The organism is Sphingomonas crocodyli, assembly GCF_004005865.1.
Classification (GTDB): Bacteria; Pseudomonadota; Alphaproteobacteria; order Sphingomonadales; family Sphingomonadaceae; genus Rhizorhabdus; species Rhizorhabdus crocodyli.
Genome location: NZ_SACN01000001.1, coordinates 1,401,863 through 1,420,997 on the forward strand (window position 1 = coordinate 1,401,863; position 19,135 = coordinate 1,420,997).

Here is a 19,135-nt window from a genome sequence, read left to right on the forward strand (position 1 = left end):
ATGTCGATCCGTGCTTTTGTCGAAGATGGCGTCGAGACCTTTGAAGCCAAGATCGATGGCGAGACGATCCAGTGGGACAAGGGCCTGTCCTACGCCAAGCACCTCCAGACCGAGCAGCTCCTGTCCGCCCAGATCCCAGTGTCGGACAAGCCTGATGAGATGCTCTTCATCATCATGCACCAGACGATGGAGCTATGGCTCAAACTGGTGTTGCACGAGGCGAAGCTGGTCGTAGCGGGGATACGCGCTGACGACCTCGATCATGCTGGCAAGACGCTGGACCGGATCGCGACAATCCAGCGTCATATGATCCACAGCTGGGAAGTGCTGGCGACGCTAACCCCGCACGACTTTCTCACCTTCAGGGGTTTCTTGCGCAAAGCATCGGGCTTTCAGTCGCACCAATATCGCGAGCTGGAGTTCCTGCTGGGCAACAAGCGCGAGGACCTCCTGCTTGTTCATAATGACGATGTCGCTGCACATGAACGGCTGACCGCGGCGCTTGGCGCGCCATCGCTTTATGACGAATTGCTGAGGCTCCTTGCCAGGCGGGGGTTTCCGATCCCTGCGTCGCATCTCAATCGGGACTTTAGCCAGCCATATCAGCCTTGCGATGCTGTCGAGGATGCTTGGCTAGCTATCTATTCCGATGTCGAGGCGCATTGGGATCTCTACGCTTTTGCCGAGAAGATCACGGCGCTCGAATATTATTTCCAGGAATGGCGCTTCAAACACATGAAGACCGTCGCTCGTGTGATCGGGCAAAAGATGGGGACGGGTGGTTCGGCTGGCGTCAACTATCTGGTCAAAGCGCTGAGCCTCAGCTTTTTCCCCGAGCTTTGGTCGATGCGCACGCGGATGGTCGCGCCCAAAGAAGGACCCAATTATGCTGACCCGCCGGCGGGATCCGTCGCATGAGGCTGTGGGATATCTCGCAGACGCTGCGACCCGCTATGCCGATGTGGCCAGGCGAAGCGCCTTTTGCGATCCAGCGCAACGCTGAGATCAGCGCGCAATGTCCCGTCAATGTCGGCGCAATGGACACGCCGCTTCATGCGGGGACCCATGCGGATGCTCCTGTCCATTATGACGTGCATGGTCTTGCCAGCGCTGACTGCGAGCTCGCGCCTTATGTCGGGCGCTGTGTTGTGCTCGACGTTCGCCACGCACTCGGGCGGGTTGAGCCTGACGACGTTGATTGGGCCGCGCTCGGTGATGTCCCGCGGGTGATCTTTCGCACCTACGACACTTTCCCCACCGATCGCTGGGATTCCAACTTCACGGCTATCGCACCGACCGTCATCGCCATGTTGCGCGAAGCGGGCGTCTGCCTCGTCGGCACTGACGCAGCATCGCTCGATCCTGAGCAATCCAAAACGCTGGACGCACATCGCGAAATCCAAGCCGGCGACATGCGCATCCTGGAAGGGCTCGTCCTCGATGAGGTGCCGGCTGGCCAATATGAGCTGATCGCGCTGCCTCTGAAGATCGCACAGGCCGATGCAAGCCCCGTTCGCGCCATTTTACGGGAGATAATTTGATGAACTTTGACCCCGCCGAGATTGCCGATCTCGATGCTCGCGATCCGCTGCGCGCCTTTCGCGATGAGTTTCAGCTCCGCCACGGCCTCATTTACGTCGATGGCAATTCCTTGGGCGCGGCGCCCAAAGCAACCGCAGCGCAGCTTGCCGCTGCGGTATCCCAGCAATGGGGGGAGGGGCTGATTACCTCTTGGTTGGGAGCAAATTGGTCGACGGCACCGCAGCGCATTGGCGACAAGATCGCGCGGATCATCGGCGCGGCATCGGGTGAGGTAATCGCCGCGGATTCGACGTCGGTGAATATCTTTAAGGCGCTAACGGCGGCTCTATCGCTCAGGCCCGATCGCCATATCATCCTGTCTGAGAGCACCAATTTCCCAACCGACGTCTATATGATGCAGGGGATTTCCGCCTTTAGCGGCGGGCGCATTCAGTCCGTAGCTGTTGAACCCGAAGCTGTGCTGGAGCGGCTTGACGAGGATGTCGCAGTCCTTCTGCTCACCCAAGTTCACTACAAATCAGGCCTCGTGCGCGACATGGCCGAGGTCACTCGGCGTGCTCACGAAAAGGGCGTGCTCGTAATTTGGGATCTCAGCCACAGCGCTGGTGCGATCGAAGTCGACCTTAACGGCGCGAAAGCCGATTTCGCCGTCGGCTGTGGTTATAAATATTTGAATGGCGGCCCTGGTGCACCAGCTTTCCTATTTGTCGCTGAGCGGCATCATTCGGCTCGACCGGTGCTCTCGGGCTGGTTTGGACATGCCAGCCCCTTCACCTTTGAAGAGGATTACCGACCGGCCGAGGGGATCACACGTTTCTTGTGCGGCACGCCGCCGGTGTTGGGCCTTGTCGCTCTCGAGGCCGGCGTCGATCTACTGTGTCGCGCAGATATGCGCGAGCTGCGCAAGAAGTCGCTTCGACTGAGCCAGCTCTTCATCGAACAGATGGAAGAACGTTGCGGCGAATTTGGATTCACGTTGGTCAGCCCTCTCGAGCCTGATCTGCGTGGGAGCCAGATCTCCTATGCGCACCCCAACAGCTATGAGATTGTCCAGGCGCTCAAAGCCTTTGAGGTTATCGGCGACTTTCGTGCGCCAGATGTCCTGCGCTTCGGTCTGACCCCGCTCTACCTACGTTATGCCGACATCGTCGAGGCCGTCGAGCGGATCCGCGAGGTCTGCGTAACGCGCGCCTGGGACAAGCCTGAATATCGCGAACGCGCCGCGGTGACCTGAGCGTCGCTTCCAACAGCGAGGTGAATAGCGAAAGGACGATGATGCTCGAATTGCCCAAGTCGAAGGTTGCAGCGGTCCAGGCCGCACCAATCTTCCTCAATCCCGCTGCCACAGTCGACAAGGCCTGCGCCCTGATCGCGGAGGCTGCGAGCAATGGCGCGAAGCTCGTCGCCTTTCCCGAGGTCTTTGTCGCTGGCTATCCCTATTGGAACTGGCTGATGACGCCGATCGAAGGCGGGGCATGGTTCGAACGCTTGTGCCGCTCCGCGATCACCGTGCCCGGCCCGGAAGTCGATCGGTTATGCGCTGCCGCCCGCGAGCATGATTGTGTGGTCGTAATTGGCATTAATGAGCGCGATCCTCGATCGGTCGCGACGATCTACAACACCAATCTCATCATTGGCGCCAATGGCACTTTGCTGGGCAAGCACCGCAAGCTCGTGCCGACTTGGGCCGAGAAGCTCAGCTGGGCGGGCGGCGATGGATCGAGCCTCAAAGTCTATGACACAGCGGTAGGTCCGCTGGGGACGCTCGCCTGCGGCGAGAATACCAACACGCTCGCACGCTTCGCGCTCCTCTCAGAAGGCGAGTTGGTGCACGTCGCCAATTATATCGCGCTGCCCGTTGCGCCTGCATCCTACGACATGGCGGCCGCGATCCGCATTCGCGCCACGGCCCATAGTTTTGAAGGCAAGCTCTTCACCATCGTCGCCTGCTCGACCGTGAGCGAGGAGATCATTGAGGCGATGTCGGCAGAACGTCCGGCTAATCGAGCCCTCCTCGAGCGCAAGAATAGCGCTTTTTCGGGCGTCATCGATCCGGCCGGCAATGTGATTGGCGACCCGCTCATCGATGATGAGGGGATTGTCTACGCTGAGATCGACCTGAGTGCATGCATTCAGCCCAAGCAAATGCACGACATCATCGGAGCCTATAACCGCTTCGATATCTTCGATCTGCGTGTCGACCGTCGAGCGCGCGCCTCAGCCTCTTTTCGTGATGAACCCGAGGCTCTCGAAGCCGAGCCCGTCAAACCTCAAGCCTAGGGGCAGCCAATGGCGTCGAGCTATGATCAATATCGCGAGGACATGCTGGGCCGCGCCAATGTGGCCGATACCCCAGAGCTGATCGCTTATTATAAAAGGCTCCAAGCGCTGGGCACGGGCGCATTGTGGACCGTCGCCAATAAGATTGAGCCTTGGGAGCCGGTCAGCAGCTCGGTGCCGATGCTGTGGCGCTATCAGGATTTGCGCGACGATGTGCTGCGTGCGCTCGATCTCGTAACTCCCGAGCAGGCGGGGCGTCGTGTCGTCTATCTCGAAAATGAAGGCCGCAGCGATGTCGTGGCGGCCGTTGGTTGGCTCTATTCAGGCCTCCAGGTGATGGCACCCGGCGAATGTGCTTCGAGCCATCGTCATAGCGCATCGGCGCTGCGGTTCATCATGGAGGGACAGGGCGCCTTCACCAATGTCGACGGGCATAAGATGACGCTCGGCGCCAACGACTTTGTCCTGACGCCAAATGGCACCTGGCATGAGCATGGTGTGTCTGAAGATGGCACGGTGTGCATCTGGCAGGATGGCCTCGACATCCCCTTGATGAATGCGCTCGAAGCCAATTTTTATGAGGTCCATCCTGACCTCAACCAGGCCGTCTCCTTTCCTGTCGATGACTCTACGGCGACCTGGGCGGCCGCAGGGCTCCGGCCTGCCGGCCAGAGCTGGAGCAAGCGCTACTCACCCCTGCTCAAATATGAATGGGCTCCGACCTATGACGCGCTCACCCGCTTCGCCAAGGTCACCGATGGCTCCCCCTTTGATGGGGTGATGATGGATTATATCAATCCCATCAGCGGCGGACCGGTGATGATGACGATCGGGGCGTCGATGCAATTGCTGCGCCCGGGCGAGCACACCAAAGCCCATCGGCAAACCGGCAGCTTTGTCTATCAATGCGCCAAAGGGGCGGGCTATTCCGTGATCAACGGCCGCCGCTTCGACTGGCGTGAGCGCGACATCTTCGTCGTGCCGGCCTGGATGTACCACGAACATGCCAATGCGTCGCAAACCGACGACGCCTGCTTGTTCGCCTTCCACGACCTTCCCGTCATCAACGCCCTAGGCCTCTATCGTGAGGAAGCCTTTGGCGAAAATGGCGGCCACCAGCCGCTCATCGGCTGATTAGCAAAAGGATATCAGCACAGATGCGTCTCGTTACCTATCGGGCGACCGTCGAAGCCGAAGCTCGGCTCGGCGCTCTCGTCGACAATCTGGTCGTCGATCTGCAGCGCTTTGGTGCCACCAAGGGCATCGACCTTCCCTCAACGATGCTTGGGTTTATCGATCTCGGGCCTCAGGCGGTGAAAATCGTCTCAGCGCTGATCGATGAAGCAAAGGGGCTTTTCCCAATCGGGACCGCTCTGCCTTTCGCCAATGTGCGGCTGCTGGCTCCGATCCCGCGCCCTCGCAAGAACATCTTCGGTATTGGCCTAAATTATACCGAGCATGTCGCGGAATCGGCCAAGTCGCTCGACACCTCCGCCGATTTGCCGCGCCAGCCGGTGATTTTCTCCAAGCCGCCAACCACCGTAATCGGCCCGAATGAGCCCATTCTCCACAATGCTGAGATCACCCAGCAGCTCGATTGGGAGGTCGAGCTGGCGGCCGTGATCGGCACCACTGCTAAAGGTGTCGCGCGTGAAGGCGCGCTTGCATATGTGTTTGGATATACCGTGCTCATCGACATGAGCGCGCGTGATTGCCGTCGTGCTGGCCAGTGGATCTACTCCAAGGGGCAGGACAGCTTCGCGCCGATGGGGCCGTGTATCGTCACGGCTGACGAGATCCCTGATCCCCAAACGCTCGATCTCAACCTCTCGGTCAACGGCGTTGAAAAGCAGAACAGCAATACCGCTTATATGCTGTTCAAGGTCGACGAGCTCATCGCTGATTTGAGCAAGGGGATCACCCTCGAACCGGGCGATATCATTGCGACAGGCACGCCTGCCGGCGTCGGAGCCGGGCGTGACCCGCAAGAATGGGTATGGCCTGGAGACACGATCGTCGCCACGGTCGATCGTATCGGTACGCTGCGCCATCCCGTTGTTGCAGCCGCGGGTACTGCCGCATGAGCCGAACCTATCGCATCGGTCAGATCGTGCCGAGTTCGAATGTCACGATGGAGACCGAGATCCCCGCCATGCTGCGTGCACGCGAGGCGATCCTTCCTGAGCGCTTCACATTTCACTCATCGCGCATGCGCATGAAGAAGGTGACCGCAGAAGAGCTCGCCGCGATGGACGCGGATTCTGATCGCTGTGCGCTTGAGCTCTCGGACGCCGCCGTCGACGTGCTGGGCTATGCATGCCTTGTTGCGATCATGAGCATGGGCAAGGGCTATCACCGCCAGTCCGAACAGCGGCTCCACGCGCGTACGGTCGAAAACGGCCATGCTGCACCCGTCGTCACCAGCGCTGGCGCGCTCGTTGATGGCTTGAAGACGCTTGAGGCAAAACGCGTGGCGATCGTCGCTCCCTATATGAAGCCGCTTACCCAGCTGGTCGTCTCCTATATCGAGCATGAAGGCATTGCGGTGCAGGACTGGCTGGCGCTGGAGATCCCCGACAATCTGACCGTTGCTGCACAAGATCCTGATAATTTGCTCGAGCACTATCTTCGGCTCGATCTCACAGGTGTCGATGTGCTGGTGCTGTCGGCCTGCGTTCAGATGCCTTCGCTGCCGTCTATCCAGCGGGTCGAAGACAAGATCGGGCTGCCCGTAATCTCCGCCGCCGTCTGTACATCGTACCAGATGCTTAAGCAGCTCGGGCTCGAAGCGCGTGTCCCAGGGGCCGGAGCGCTTTTGTCGGGCCGGTTCTAACGGGCAGTAAACACTGCCGCCCAGTGACCTAGGTGCGAGGTTTTGGTGCAGTTCGACTTTGAACATCTGTCTCGATCGGAACGCTACAAGCTGATGGCCTCGGTCATCACGCCCCGCCCCATTGCATGGGTGACGACGCTCAATCCGGCCGGAATGCTCAACGCAGCGCCGTTCAGCTTTTTCAACATGTTTGGCGATGATCCGCCGATCGTGGCGCTGGGGATCATGCAGAGAGCGGGCGGGCAGCTTAAGGATACCGCCGCCAATATCCGTTCGGGCAAAGCGTTTGTGGTGAACATCGCAGGCGAAGCGCAAGCGGTCGCTATGAACGATACGAGCATCGATGCGCCTGAAGGCACGGACGAGGCGGCGTTGTTCAACGTTGAGGTGCTGCCCAGCGAGCGCGTTGCGCCGCCACGTATCGCATCGGTCCCTGCCAGCTTTGAATGCCGTCTGCAGCAGATTGTTGAGGTGTCCGAAACACAGTCGATTGTCATCGGGGAGGTCGTTTACGGCCATGTCCGCGACGAATTCATAGTCGATGCGGATAAGATGCGCCTGAACGTCGATGCGATGCGCCTGATCGGGCGAATGCATGGGCCAGGTTATTATGCGCGGACCACCGATCTCTTCGACTTGAGACGGCCGGTCTGGCCTCTGGATCGCGATTGATGAAAGGGCCGGATCCGTTCCCTTTAGATCCGCCATGCGATCTTCAAATGCCCGGTCATGAGCGCGGTGAGGCTCAGGGAATGGCTATCCCTATGCACCGTCGTCCCGTCGTTCTGGTCGGCCTCATGGGCGCCGGCAAGACCACCGTCGGGCAGCGTGTTGCGACACGTTTGGGGCTCGCTTTTGTTGATTCAGATCACGAGATCGAATGCGCTGCCAAGCGTTCCATTTCTGATCTGTTCGAACTCTACGGCGAGCAGGAATTCCGTGACGGAGAGCGCCGGGTGCTGGCTCGGCTTATTGACGCGACCCCTAAAGTGATCGCGACCGGTGGCGGTGCCTTCATGAACCAAGAGACACGCAGTCTGATTTTGGAGCGCGGGCTTGCGGTTTGGTTAGACGCCGACATCGAAGTGCTCGTGGAACGGACATCGAGGCGTCCAGGCCATAGACCGCTTTTGCGGAATGCTGACGCTCATGCGGTTCTTGCCGACCTCGCAAGGGCACGTAACCCAATATATGCGCAAGCGCATTTGCACGTACGAAATGAGGCCGCCAAGCATGATGCGGCCGTAGCGCATATCGTAAAATCTATACGTCAATTGTGGCGTAGAGCGCCGTCGGACATTCACTCTGCTCATCCGGGAAGTAGGCCGATAGCGGCAGCCGCAAATATCCATAACCTGAACGAATAGTATGCACTGAACTTCGACTTTGACGTCGGAGTCGTAATTTTAGAGGTTCGTGTCGATCGCCAGCCTTCCATCTCTCCGCTGTGCTGGTGGTCCAGTTGACCTGTTCTGTCGACGCGGCGGTCAACTGGGTTTGTCATGGGCGACCCAACTGTGGGCCGAGACCGAAAGGCCTCGGCCCACCTTTATATTCGCTTAGAGGCGCTGATCCGATCCGCCAGGGTAAAAGAGCGCCGAAATTATCGCTAAGATCGCACCCAAGGACCCGCTCGTGGCGACCACGAACAGCAAGGCATAGCGAAGAGACTCCGGACCTTCGCTGGCGCCCAGAAGATCGCTGATAATGCCGGTTAGAAGCGGTCCCAGGGTGAACCCGATAAAGTACATCGAGAACATGAAGATCGCGCTGGCGGTCGCTCGCATCTCCTGCGGAATGATGTCTTGGATCACCGCAAAGGCCGGCCCTCGAATGCCTCCCATCAGGAAGAATGCGACCATGAAAACGGCGATTGTGGTCATGGTGGTATTCGTGAGGAAGACCAGGCAGGCCACCATCGAGAAAGTGAATATCAAGGCGCCCAAAACGAACAGGGGCAAGCGGCCACCGCGCGCATGGAGCCAATTGGTCAGCATCCCAAAAAAGACGCCGCCGGATGTCGCTGCAACGCCCCAGGCGATTGCGAGGTAAAGCATGATCTGCGGCTGAGGGACCTTTTGTGACCGCGCCAGAAAGGCTGGAAACCAGTTGATCATCGCAGCCGATGCGATGGCGCCAATGCCCAATGCTAAAGCGAGCAGCAAGAAGGTCGGTTTGCGCAAGATCGTCTTGAGGTCCCGTGTGAGGCTGCGTGCTTCGCCGCCCGCAGGTGCAGCCTGTCGAATGGGCTCGGCCACAGACCATGCAACGATCAACGCAAGGATGACGCCGCCAATGCCTGCAATCAGGAAAACGCTGCGCCAGCTCAAGACCGAGCTCAAGAGGCTCGCCGCCAGCAGTCCGACGGCGGTGGCCAAAAAGGCGCCACAGCTATGCAGAGACATAACCAACCGCCGCTGATGCGGGCGGTAAGCATCCGCCAAGATCGAAACCGCAGCAGGCATTGTGCCGGCTTCGCCGACGGCGACCAGCATGCGCGCGATGCATAATGAGATAAAGCCGACCGCAAGGCCTGAGGCTGCGGTCGCCAGGCTGAACACCGCCGTACAGATCACGATCAGTCTTTTGCGACTGCTACGATCGGCGACGCGGGCCAGCGGCAGGCCGAGGATCGTGTAGAGCAGAGCAAAAGCTGCCCCTGTGAGTAGGCCGAGCTGCGTGTCTGAAAGCCCCAATTCCAACTTAATTGGTTGGACGAAGAGGCCCAGCAGGATCTGATCAAAATATTGCACCCCATAGACCGCGGCTAGCGGCAACAGGGGCAATAATGCCAAAGCACGGCCACCCGCCTTGGGATGGGGCTCTGATGAAGAATGGGGCGTCATGAGTTGATCCTGATCATCTGGAGCCTATCGGTACAGGGCGGGAAGAACACGATGTCGGCGCAAGGGGACATTTTGCCGAACACGAGCGAGCATCTCGGCATCTACATCCGCTGTCAGATATCCATCGTCCGTGGCGAGATGCGATAGGATCTGACCCCAAGGGTCGACGATCATAGAATGGCCAAAGGTGCGGTGTGGCTTGCCGTCGTTGAGCACTTCACCCCAGCTGCCCGATGCCGCGATATAGGTCTGGGTTTCGATTGCGCGTGCGCGCAACAGCGGTTCCCAGTGCGCCTTTCCCGTTTCGAATAGAAAGGCGGCAGGCATAGCGATGACGTCTGCGCCCTGATCTGCGAGCGCCTGAAACAATTCAGGGAAGCGCAGGTCGTAGCAGATCGAGCAACCAAAGCGGACGCCTTCGGCCTCGTAGACGGCAATAGTGTCCCCGCTCGCGACTGTGTCGGACTCGCGATAGGTGCCACCATTGGGTGTATCGATATCGAACAGGTGGATTTTGCGGTACGTCGCAATCTCGCGTCCAGCGCGGTCGAAAACCACGCTGGTATTGTAGATCTTGTCGGAGCCAGAAATGCGCTCGTAGAGGCTGCCGGCATGGACAAACACACCATGCTCGCGCGCGAAATCCTGAGCTTTGCGATAGGCGGGGCCTTCGCCCAGATATTCGGCTGACGCTAGTCGGTCCGCCGGCGTGCCACCTGCCCAATGATAATGTTCGGGCAGAAGGAGCCAGTCAGCGCCTTCCTGCTCGACAGCATCGCGCATGATATGTGTCGCGCGCTCGATATTGGCCGATACGTCGCTGACCGAGTTCATTTGTATAACGGCGAGTTTCATAGCGGCAGCTCCTGCGCCTTGCGGATTTTGGCTGCAGCCCCGCTCATCTCGGCAATCGACTGACCTTCGCGCAAGCTCGCCAATGTGCCACCCGCCCGTGATTGATGTTCGATGGCGCGTTTTGCGACTGCGGCCGCCTCGCTTGGTGGCAAGACGACTAGACCGTCATCGTCGCACAATATGGCGTCGCCTGGCATGACGACCGCGCCGCCAACAGCGATGGGCACATTGATCCGGCCGGCATTGCCCAACGGCAAAGATGTACGTCCCGAGACACCGCGGCACCAAATAGGCAGACCCGCCTGTTCAATTTCACGGATATCGGTGCAGGGCCCATCGATGATGACCGCCGCAGCGCCGCGCAGCTTGGCGGCATAGTTGACCACACCACCCCAACAGGCGACGTCATTGTCGCCCAGGCGGTCGATGACCAAGATGTCGCCTTCGCGCAGCAGCGATACGGCGTGGTGAACAATGCTATTGTCTTCACTCGGGCAAGCGACGGTGACGGCGGTGCCGACGATCGCCTCACCTGATCCAACCCGCTGGATCGACCTGTGCGGGAAGCCCCATCGCCGCCAATGTCCGATGGTCGCGACTTCCGCGCGAATGAGATCGCCCTTGAGAGTGTCGTCGATCGCTTTGGGCATTGGGTATATTTCAAAATGCGCCACAAAAGGTCCTTTGAGGAATGCGATAGGCGGCACGTGCACCGCGCTTGAGGGGAGAGGTGTGACGTCGGCTCATGCAACGTCGACCGAGCTCGCAATCGACTTGCGGAAGGCTTCGTAGAAGCGCGCTGTCGTGGCGACGTTCGATGGAGCATCAAAGAGCGCTGCCGTCGTGGCAGCCTGCAATTCTGGGGCTGTTAGGCGCGCATATTTTTCATGCAGTGCGGTCTCGCTCAGTCCGCTTGGCGCCAGATCACGCATGTCGCCGGTGGACGTCGTTTCACGCAGGTGTCGACCATCGCGTAGGCGCAGCTCGACGCTGCGATCTTCAGACAATTCAAACCGGAACAGGTCTCGATGCCTAAACACAGCATCATCGTCCCCATATTCTACCCAGCGAGGGCCCGGTTCGATGCCGCTCTGGAGAAGGCTGAATGCGGCCGGTAGGCTGAACGCTGTATCCGTGGGGGCCTGAATGTTCGGATTGCAGAATTTCTCGACGTCCTTGGGGCCGCGAACAACGATCTCAGCCACCTCGTCATTGGCATCTGAGGCTTTGAGCAACGCGTCGAACGCCTTCAAATAGGCTTGGAGGTGCCAGCAGGCGGGGTAGGCTTTAAACCCCACACGAAGAACGGCGGGGCGTTCAAACAGGCTTGGGTCGAGGTCGAAGCGATCCGAGCCCACCATCCGCCACATGCCATTGTCGCCCTCGAGGGCATTGGTGACGCCCGTCTTCCCTTTGAGCGCTAGTTCGGATGCCAGAACGGCACCGGCCCCCATCCAACCCAGATTATTTTTGAGCGACGGGACCGGACGCTCATACCATTTAGCGGTGTAGGGAATGACCGAATGGGCAACAGCTAGGCCAAGGGTGTTTTTGAGGATGTCGTCGCCGACACCGAGTGCGACACTGATGCCGACGCTTGCCGCTACTGTGTCCCACGCACCAACCCCACGCACCAGAGCTGCCCGCTGTGCCGTGGGTGCACTTGCCATTCCAAGGAGCCATTCGGTTTGATAGCCTGCGGCAATTCCGCGCAGCAGCTGATCGATGGACAATTGCCGCTTGGCCGCGACCGCTAGAACGGCGCCGACGATTGCGGCACCTGGATGCCCTGAGCCCAGCGTATCGTCATAGTCCAAAAGATTGGCTGCAGAGCCATAGAGATAGGCCATGACAAAGGCCGAGGGATCACTTTGCGAAGCCGCGATGTTGAACAGTTGATCTGCGACGTGCGCGATAGGCGCGAAATGGTTGAGCGAGCGCCCGGCTGAATAGCAGGCGAGGCTGTCGAGCAAGCAGAGGCTTGCCCGATGCGATATGTCGGGCGCCCAGTCGCCAAATCGGAACTGCTCGATATTCGAGATCAGTTGATCGATTACGGTTTTTTCGTCTGGCATGGCCGAGTTTCCAATCGTCTCTATCGTGTCGTTGGCCAGCCGACCTGCGGTGCGGCCGTAAAATGAGCGGCTTTTGGCAGCTGAATGAGCATGGGCTAGCGCTCGACTTCTTGAAGAAGGAGGTTCGCCAGTTCCTCAGGCGCATCGATCATCACATCGTGGCCACAGTCGAGCGCCACGACCCGCCATTGCGGATCCTGCTTGATGCGGTCGTAGGTTTCTCCGACGGCTGGTGACGCATAGCGTTCAGCACGCACATAGGTGCGATGCGCAACGAGCGCTTCCCGGCCGCTTAGGCGCAACCTCTCGATGAAGCAGGCAATAGGGTGGGGGGTACAATTCTGATCGACCCACTCGGCATCGTCTGGATTAACGCCGAAAGCTTGGGCGCTTAATGATGGGACGAGCCATCCCGTTTCACCGGCGGCCGCCAAGGCCGCGAGCGTTGCCTGCTCACCGCGCAGCTCGAAGAGCGATTTGCCATCGGTGGGGACCGCTGCATCGAGATAGAAAAGCGTCTTTATCCGTTCGGCGATCCGGTCCGCGACGCCCGTTATCACCATGCCAGCATAACTATGACCGCATAGGATGACGTCATTGAGATCCTCGCCCGTGATGACGTCTACGACATCGTCGATATGGGTCGACAGGTTCACCATTGGGGTCGCTAAGTGGGCGCGCTCGGCAAGCCCGGTTAAGGTGGGGGCATAGACTGTGTGCCCGAAGGCGATGAGCCGTTCGCTCACCCTCGAATAACACCAACCGCCGTGAAAAGCGCCGTGAACAAGAACAAAAGTCGCCATCATTCACCTAAGTCGTTCAATCACCGGAATGGAGCGGGTGATTGCTAGGGCGAAATGATAGTGGGCCCAGCAGGAACACTGCTGAGCCCACTACTCACATTACATCTTCACGCGCACACCGAGCAGGAAATTGCGCCCGACGACATCGTAAAGAGCCGGGTTGGTCTGCGTAGGCGTGATGAAAATGAACGGATTGAGCGGGGGACGGGCGTTGAACGCGTTGTTGACCTTCCCATAGATCTGCACCTCATGGCTGCCGCGCATTGCGAGCGTATATTGCACGCCGAGGTTGACCAGGGTCTGGGACGCCACGTCATTCTTGTCGATGCCAAACACAGCATTGTTTTTGCTGTAAGAGCCGCCGCCGATGTAGCGGACTTCAACGTCGGTCGTGAGCGGGCCATTGGCGTAGGTAACATGGCCATCTGCGCGCCAATGCGGCAAGCCGACGAGGCCCGACGTTCCCGCAAAGCTCTGCGTACCCACTTCGCCGGCCTGATTATAGCCTGCGCCTGCCGTCAGGTTGGACACGTAGTTCGCCAAGCCTCTGAACGACAATGTGCCGTTCGAATCCACGCCTAGGCGCGAAAGCGGCAGGATATAGCTCGCCTCGAAATCGACGCCGCGTGCTGTTTGCTTCGATAGATTGAAGAAGACGTTCGTGACCGACGCAATGTTTCCCGCGCCATCGCGGGCGACAAACGGGCAGAACGTCGACTGGCCCCTGAAGCAATTGTTGATGATCGTCTGCGAGGGCAGCGTAACGATCGAGTCCTCCACCTTGATATCATAGGCATCGACCGAAAAACTAAAGCCCGGGATGAAGGTGGGCGTCACCACGACACCATAAGTCAGCGTGTTGGCGCGTTCGGGCTTCAGTGCGCGATTGCCCGTCGTGAACTGCTGGATGGTGCTCTGAACATTGTTGGCCGGATTGGTGATCGTGGTGAAGCTGAGGAATGCGGCCTGGAAAAGCTCATTGAGATTGGGGGCACGAATATCGCGCGAGCGCGTGACCCGGAAGCTGATGTCATCACTAACCGCATAGGTCCCGCCGACCTTCCACGCGGTGACGGTACCGCTCGTGCTATAATCCGTCAGCCGGATTGCCGCATTGAGATCGAGCTCCTTGGCAAAGGGCAGGTCTTTGAGAAGCGGAACCACCGTTTCGGCAAAGGCTTCCTTGACCGAATATTGGCCCTTGGCCGCCTTGGGGTTGCCCAGCAGGAAACCGCTCGTCTGCGAGATCGTATCGACCGCAGAGTTGAGCGCTTCGCGTCGATATTCGGCGCCAGCGGCCACCGAAACCGGCCCCGCCCAAGTCGAGAAAGGTTCGCCGCTAATGCTGCCACCAGCCGAGGTCTGGGTCAGCTTGGTCTCAATGAACTGAGTGCCATGAATATAGTTCAAAGCGGCTTGCGACGCCGAACCCTGTCCGAAGGGATTGAGTGGCACGCACCCATTGTTGGGGCTGGTTAGCGTCGATCGACAGATCGGCTGGCCGTTCGCGGGATTGATCACAGAGTCGATCGCATTGGCGAGGTTCGCCACGATGACATTGTTCAAGACACGGCCATCCGAATCCGTGCGGCCGGTTTCGGCATAAGCGCGCCATTTCCAGCTATCGCCCAAAGACCCCTCGAGGCTGACAATGCCGCGGTCCGTCGTGTTCGCATTATCCGTGGTCAGATAGCCCCAATCCGGGGAGAAGCGTCCAAAGCCAAAGGATGTGACGTTAGCGGCCGTCATCTGCGCAACGATATTGGAGGGCAGGAAGGCGTTGGTCCGCTGGATCGTCAGGTTGCCGAGATTGAAGGGGGCAACAAACGGATTGCTCGAGGAAGAACGGCCGTGGCTAACATCGGCCGTCACCGTGACGTCGTCGGTCAGATCATAGCTGACCCGTCCAAAGAAGCTCAAACGCTTCAAAGGCGGCAGGAGCGGGACGAGCAGGCCTGCATTGATGCCGCCACCGCCGGACATGAAGGTTCCAGAGACAATCGAGCCATATTGAAACTGGCTGGTTGTGCCGCCAGGCCCGAATTGCGTTCCCCTGAGCGGACCACTGGTGATGAGGCCACCGAGCGTTGCGACCGACAGTTGCACATCGGGAAGAAGAAGCTGACGCGGCTGGCCGTTCGTGGGCGTGTAAGCGGGATTGGCCAAGACATTGAAACCGGGGCGCTGCCAGGGGCGGCTTCCCTGTTTCGAGACACCCCAATTCTTCTCATATTCCAGGGCCGCCATCACATGACCGCGGCCATCGGCGAATGACGTCCCAAAAGCGAACGAAGCCATGATGTCTTCATTGTCGCCATATTGAGTGATGCCGGCCGAAACATTAGCGCGCAGGCCCTGAAGGTCCTTCTTCAGGACGAAGTTGACTACGCCCGCCACAGCGCCCGAACCATAAGCCGCCGATGCGCCGCCCGTCACGACATCGACACGGTCGATCAGCGACACTGGGATAAGGTTGGTGTCGATCGTCTCACTATTGGTGGTGGGCGTAAATCGCGCACCATCGACGAGAACGAGCGTGCGCGTATTGCCCAGGCCTCGCAGGTTGATCTGGTTCGCGCCGGCCGCCTGCGACGCGTTGATCGCGGTTCCGGTCCGCGTCGAGCCACCCTGGAAAGATGGCAATTGTCCGAGCAGGTCGCCAACATTGGTCACAGCGCTTTGTTCGATGACTGCGGCGCCAAGGACGGTGGTGGGGGTCGGAGCCTTATAACCATCGCGGATAATTCGCGACCCGGTCACGACAATGTCTTCGACGACCTCAGGTTGTTCGCTCGGGCTGGTCGCGGTCCCCCCGGCCACAGACTGCGCGGCCGCCGGCATCGCAGCGAGACCGGCGCTCAGAGCAAGGACGATTGCGGTCACGCTCGAGCGTCGACCCAGCTGTGCTTTATAACGAGTCATGGTTCCCCCCATCGCATTTGTTACGACACGATGACGAGGCTCTGCTCGATCAAAATTATAATCAAGAATGAAAGATTTACATGAAAAATCAAATTATCTTATAGTCTGGCGCGAGGGAGCTCGCCGGCATGAATGTAAGTTTCTTAGAGACCTTTTATTGGGTCGCGACGCTGCGCAATTTCTCAGAAGCGGCTAAGCGGCTCCGCGTCAGCCAGCCGGTCGTTTCCATGCGAATGGCGGCTCTCCAACGAGAGCTCGGTACAGAACTCTATCGTGGCAGCGGCAAGACCTTTGAGCTCACCAATGCAGGGCGTCGGGTTTTCGCCAAATGCGAAGCGATCGTTATCCTTTCCAAGGAACTGCAGGAGGAGGCACGTGATGCTGCTTCTGCTGCAACCACCGGCTATGTCGGCGTTACCGAAGTCATCGCGATGTCGTGGTTGCCTGAGTTCCTCCAGAATTTGAGAGCCCACACATCCCTCAATATCGGTATTCGAACGGGCTCACTGACCGAGCTTATGGCCGCGCTCCATAATGGCGACATCGACGTCGCATTGGTTTTGCAGCCTGTTACCGACCCAGAGCTCGTGAGCGATCACATTTGCGATTTTGGGGTTAAGTGGTTGGGGTCACCAGCGATTTTACCGCCAAGCGGGGCGATGAACATATCCGATCTCACCCGCCTGCCGATCATTCGGTCGCCCCGAAACAGCTATCGCTACGAAAAGATGCTCGAATATTTTCGCTGGCACGACATCGCCGGCGCGGAAGCTTTTCAACCACGCTGGATCGACGTTGGTTTGGGGATGGCTGCCTGCGCACATTTGGCCAGTCGCGGGGTGGGGGTCACCGCACTTCCAGTTGCGGTTGCGGCGAGCCTTTTGGTCGATGGCCGGCTTGCGATCTGCGACATCGCTCAGGAGTTTTTGCCGTGGCAGATCGCAGCTGTTCGCAAGCGTAACGCCAATCCCTACGTGGTTGGGCCATGCATCGATAGCGCTCGACAAGCGGCCATCGCATTTGAGCAAACCGGGGAGAATGGGCAGCATTTTCGCGCGGTTCAAATTCATTGACACAGCTTATTAAATCGTCTGACTAATAATTTATCTGACTTGAACAGCTGTGGCACTGTCGACTTTTCCGAGACAGGAGATCGTCATGAACAGATCCGCCACCGCCACGCAGTTCCCCCGTGTCGAAACGTCGATCCAAATCACCCCTCTCAGCACAGGTTTTGGCGCTGACATTGAGGGCTTCGACTTCGAGCGTCTCGATCAGCATGACGTTGCTCAAGTTAGGCAGGCGTGGCTAGATCACGGTGTCGTGCGCTTTCGCGGATATGATTTCACCGACGAGCAGCATGTGCGGTTCACGGCCATGCTCGGCGATTTCGTCAAGCATCCGCGTCAGCTCAAGGGCGAGGAAGGTGCGCACGGCAAATATGAAGAGATCTTGGTGATCAGCAACGCTGAGGTTGACGGCAAAGTTGCAGGCACGATGGGCAATGATGAAGCCGATTGGCACACCGACACTTGGTTTTACGAGCAGCCGCCTGCCGCTGCTCTGCTGCACGCGATCCAGCTGCCGCCAGAAGGTGGTGATACCTTCTTTGCGGATATGTACGGGATTTATGATCAGCTCCCCGCCAGCATTCGCCGGATTCTCGAGGGGCGCCTGATCCAATTTACGACGGTGTTCGACGGATCCGGCCGGGTGCGGGCTGGCCATACGGCGCCGGACACCGACGATGTCCGTTTGTGGGCGCATGTGCGGCACCCGATGGTGCGTACGCATGGCGATAGTGGTCGCAATTGCCTTTATCTGGGCCTGCCAAGCGCAAGCACCTGGATCGTGGGCCTCCCTCTGGACGAGAGCGCTTCGCTCCTAGACGAGCTCTTTGGTTATGTCCGCCAACCCCAATATCAGTTCAAACAGGTCTGGCAGGATGGGGATATGGTCATGTGGGATAACCGATGCACCATGCACCGTAGAGACGGCTGGGATGCGCGACATACGCGCATAATGCATCGCACGACGACGCTCGGTGAGCGTCCTTTCTATCGGTGTTGATGCTTTGACGGCCACGCGCCCGCCCGAAATACGACAGCTCCAAGCGCTCACAACATTAGCGCAGGAGTTGCACTTTGGGCGGGCCGCGCAGCGGCTCGGCATGACCCAGCCGGCCTTGAGCCAATTGATCCGAGATATGGAAGCTCGGCTCGGGTTTCGATTGGTCGAACGAACAACCCGCAAAGTTTTGCTAACGGGACCCGGACGAGCTTTTTTGGCTGATTCCGAGGCGATTCTCATCAAGCTGGAACGTGCGATCGACTCTGCGCGTGCCGCAGCGGGGCAGGCCGCAAACACGATACGAATCGGCGCTATTCTTCCAACAGCCTTTGAGTTTTTGCCCGCCGTTTTGAGCGAGTTCAGGCGGCGATATCCGACGGCCGCGATCCACATAGAAACAAGGGAAAGCGCTCAGCTCGTTACCGCCGTGGAAACGGGTGCTTTGAACGTCGCCTTGCTGCGTCCGCCGCGCAACGGTGGGGCATTGCGTCTCGAGACTCTACGCCGCGAGGCATTTGTGGCCGCGATGCGCGTCGACCATCCGCTTGCGCGGGTCGAGCTGTTACAGCTGCGCGACTTAAGGCCGCAAAAGATTGTCAGGATATCGCGGGGCGATCTGCGTGACGCCTTTGGAGAGGTTGATGCCCAGCTTGAGCGAGCGCGATTGGATCTTGCCTCTAGCCAAGCCGCCGACGCAACTTTGACCGCGCTAGCGCGGGTCAGCGCAGGGGATGGGATCTCTTTCGTTCCAGCATGGGCGGCAAGTCTTCCCTGGAAAGACGTCTGCTTTCGTCAGGTTCAGGATCTAACGGCGACGATCGACCTCGCGATCGCCTGGGATGCTTCGAGCGTCCCAGAGATCGTGCAGCATTTCATCGACGTAGCTCGCCGCATAGCAAGGTGATGGCC

Annotated in this window: 18 protein-coding genes; 12 read left to right on the forward strand and 6 right to left on the reverse strand. The window is 59.0% G+C overall.

What is annotated here, in order from left to right:
- Genes EOD43_RS06575 through EOD43_RS06615 form a run of 9 tightly spaced genes read left to right on the forward strand, consistent with a single transcriptional unit; the run spans position 1 to position 8,022 of the window.
- Positions 1-918, forward strand: coding sequence for a tryptophan 2,3-dioxygenase (locus tag EOD43_RS06575; protein ID WP_127742234.1), 918 nt, complete (start codon positions 1-3; stop codon positions 916-918).
- Positions 915-1,541, forward strand: coding sequence for an arylformamidase (kynB, locus tag EOD43_RS06580; RefSeq protein ID WP_127742236.1), 627 nt, complete (start codon positions 915-917; stop codon positions 1,539-1,541). Before EOD43_RS06575 ends, kynB begins: the two co-directional genes overlap by 4 nt.
- Positions 1,541-2,776, forward strand: a complete 1,236-nt coding sequence (gene kynU / locus EOD43_RS06585) for a kynureninase (RefSeq protein WP_127742238.1) — start codon at positions 1,541-1,543, stop codon at positions 2,774-2,776. Before kynB ends, kynU begins: the two co-directional genes overlap by 1 nt.
- Positions 2,777-2,814: 38 nt before the next feature.
- Positions 2,815-3,822, forward strand: a complete 1,008-nt coding sequence (locus EOD43_RS06590; RefSeq protein ID WP_240653105.1) for a carbon-nitrogen hydrolase family protein — start codon at positions 2,815-2,817, stop codon at positions 3,820-3,822.
- A 42-nt stretch (positions 3,823-3,864) separates the two neighbouring features.
- Positions 3,865-4,956, forward strand: coding sequence for a cupin domain-containing protein (locus EOD43_RS06595; protein WP_240653106.1), 1,092 nt, complete (start codon positions 3,865-3,867; stop codon positions 4,954-4,956).
- Between the two features lie 23 nt (positions 4,957-4,979).
- The gene (locus EOD43_RS06600; RefSeq protein ID WP_127742241.1) at positions 4,980-5,906 is read left to right on the forward strand and encodes a fumarylacetoacetate hydrolase family protein; all 927 of its coding nucleotides are present in this window, start codon (positions 4,980-4,982) and stop codon (positions 5,904-5,906) included.
- Entirely contained in the window at positions 5,903-6,655 is a 753-nt protein-coding gene (locus tag EOD43_RS06605) for a maleate cis-trans isomerase family protein (RefSeq protein ID WP_127742243.1), read from the forward strand. Before EOD43_RS06600 ends, EOD43_RS06605 begins: the two co-directional genes overlap by 4 nt.
- A 45-nt stretch (positions 6,656-6,700) precedes the next feature.
- Positions 6,701-7,327 (forward strand): flavin reductase family protein, encoded by a 627-nt coding sequence (locus EOD43_RS06610; RefSeq protein WP_127744657.1) that lies wholly within the window; start codon positions 6,701-6,703, stop codon positions 7,325-7,327.
- Between the two features lie 47 nt (positions 7,328-7,374).
- Complete coding sequence (locus EOD43_RS06615; protein WP_276318198.1) at positions 7,375-8,022, forward strand: shikimate kinase; 648 nt, start codon at positions 7,375-7,377, stop codon at positions 8,020-8,022.
- Between the two features lie 192 nt (positions 8,023-8,214).
- On the opposite strand, the gene EOD43_RS06620 is transcribed toward EOD43_RS06615, so the two are convergent.
- The 6 genes from EOD43_RS06620 to EOD43_RS06645 all read right to left on the reverse strand — a co-directional run bounded on the left by EOD43_RS06620 (position 8,215) and on the right by EOD43_RS06645 (position 16,156).
- Complete coding sequence (locus EOD43_RS06620; protein ID WP_127742245.1) at positions 8,215-9,501, reverse strand: MFS transporter; 1,287 nt, start codon at positions 9,499-9,501, stop codon at positions 8,215-8,217.
- Between the two features lie 24 nt (positions 9,502-9,525).
- Entirely contained in the window at positions 9,526-10,356 is an 831-nt protein-coding gene (locus tag EOD43_RS06625) for a carbon-nitrogen hydrolase family protein (RefSeq protein WP_127742247.1), read from the reverse strand.
- The gene (locus EOD43_RS06630) at positions 10,353-11,006 is read right to left on the reverse strand and encodes an RraA family protein (RefSeq protein ID WP_127742249.1); all 654 of its coding nucleotides are present in this window, start codon (positions 11,004-11,006) and stop codon (positions 10,353-10,355) included. The genes EOD43_RS06625 and EOD43_RS06630 overlap by 4 nt, the downstream gene beginning before the upstream one ends.
- Before the next feature lie 93 nt (positions 11,007-11,099).
- On the reverse strand, positions 11,100-12,431 hold the full coding sequence (locus EOD43_RS06635; protein ID WP_127742251.1) for an MmgE/PrpD family protein: 1,332 nt from the start codon (positions 12,429-12,431) through the stop codon (positions 11,100-11,102).
- Between the two features lie 95 nt (positions 12,432-12,526).
- Positions 12,527-13,237 carry an alpha/beta fold hydrolase gene (locus tag EOD43_RS06640; protein ID WP_240653107.1) on the reverse strand — a complete coding sequence of 237 codons (711 nt, stop codon included), beginning with the start codon at positions 13,235-13,237 and terminating at the stop codon, positions 12,527-12,529.
- Between the two features lie 96 nt (positions 13,238-13,333).
- Positions 13,334-16,156: a TonB-dependent receptor gene (locus EOD43_RS06645; protein WP_164857131.1), complete on the reverse strand. Its 2,823-nt coding sequence runs from the start codon at positions 16,154-16,156 to the stop codon at positions 13,334-13,336.
- A 128-nt stretch (positions 16,157-16,284) separates the two neighbouring features.
- Here EOD43_RS06645 and EOD43_RS06650 point away from each other — a divergent pair, with 128 nt between their 5' ends.
- The 3 genes from EOD43_RS06650 to EOD43_RS06660 all read left to right on the forward strand — a co-directional run bounded on the left by EOD43_RS06650 (position 16,285) and on the right by EOD43_RS06660 (position 19,130).
- On the forward strand, positions 16,285-17,229 hold the full coding sequence (locus EOD43_RS06650; RefSeq protein WP_127742255.1) for a LysR family transcriptional regulator: 945 nt from the start codon (positions 16,285-16,287) through the stop codon (positions 17,227-17,229).
- An 85-nt stretch (positions 17,230-17,314) separates the two neighbouring features.
- Positions 17,315-18,226, forward strand: a complete 912-nt coding sequence (locus tag EOD43_RS06655; protein WP_127742256.1) for a TauD/TfdA dioxygenase family protein — start codon at positions 17,315-17,317, stop codon at positions 18,224-18,226.
- Entirely contained in the window at positions 18,201-19,130 is a 930-nt protein-coding gene (locus EOD43_RS06660; protein ID WP_127742258.1) for a LysR family transcriptional regulator, read from the forward strand. The genes EOD43_RS06655 and EOD43_RS06660 overlap by 26 nt, the downstream gene beginning before the upstream one ends.
- The last annotated feature ends 5 nt before the right edge of the window (positions 19,131-19,135 follow it).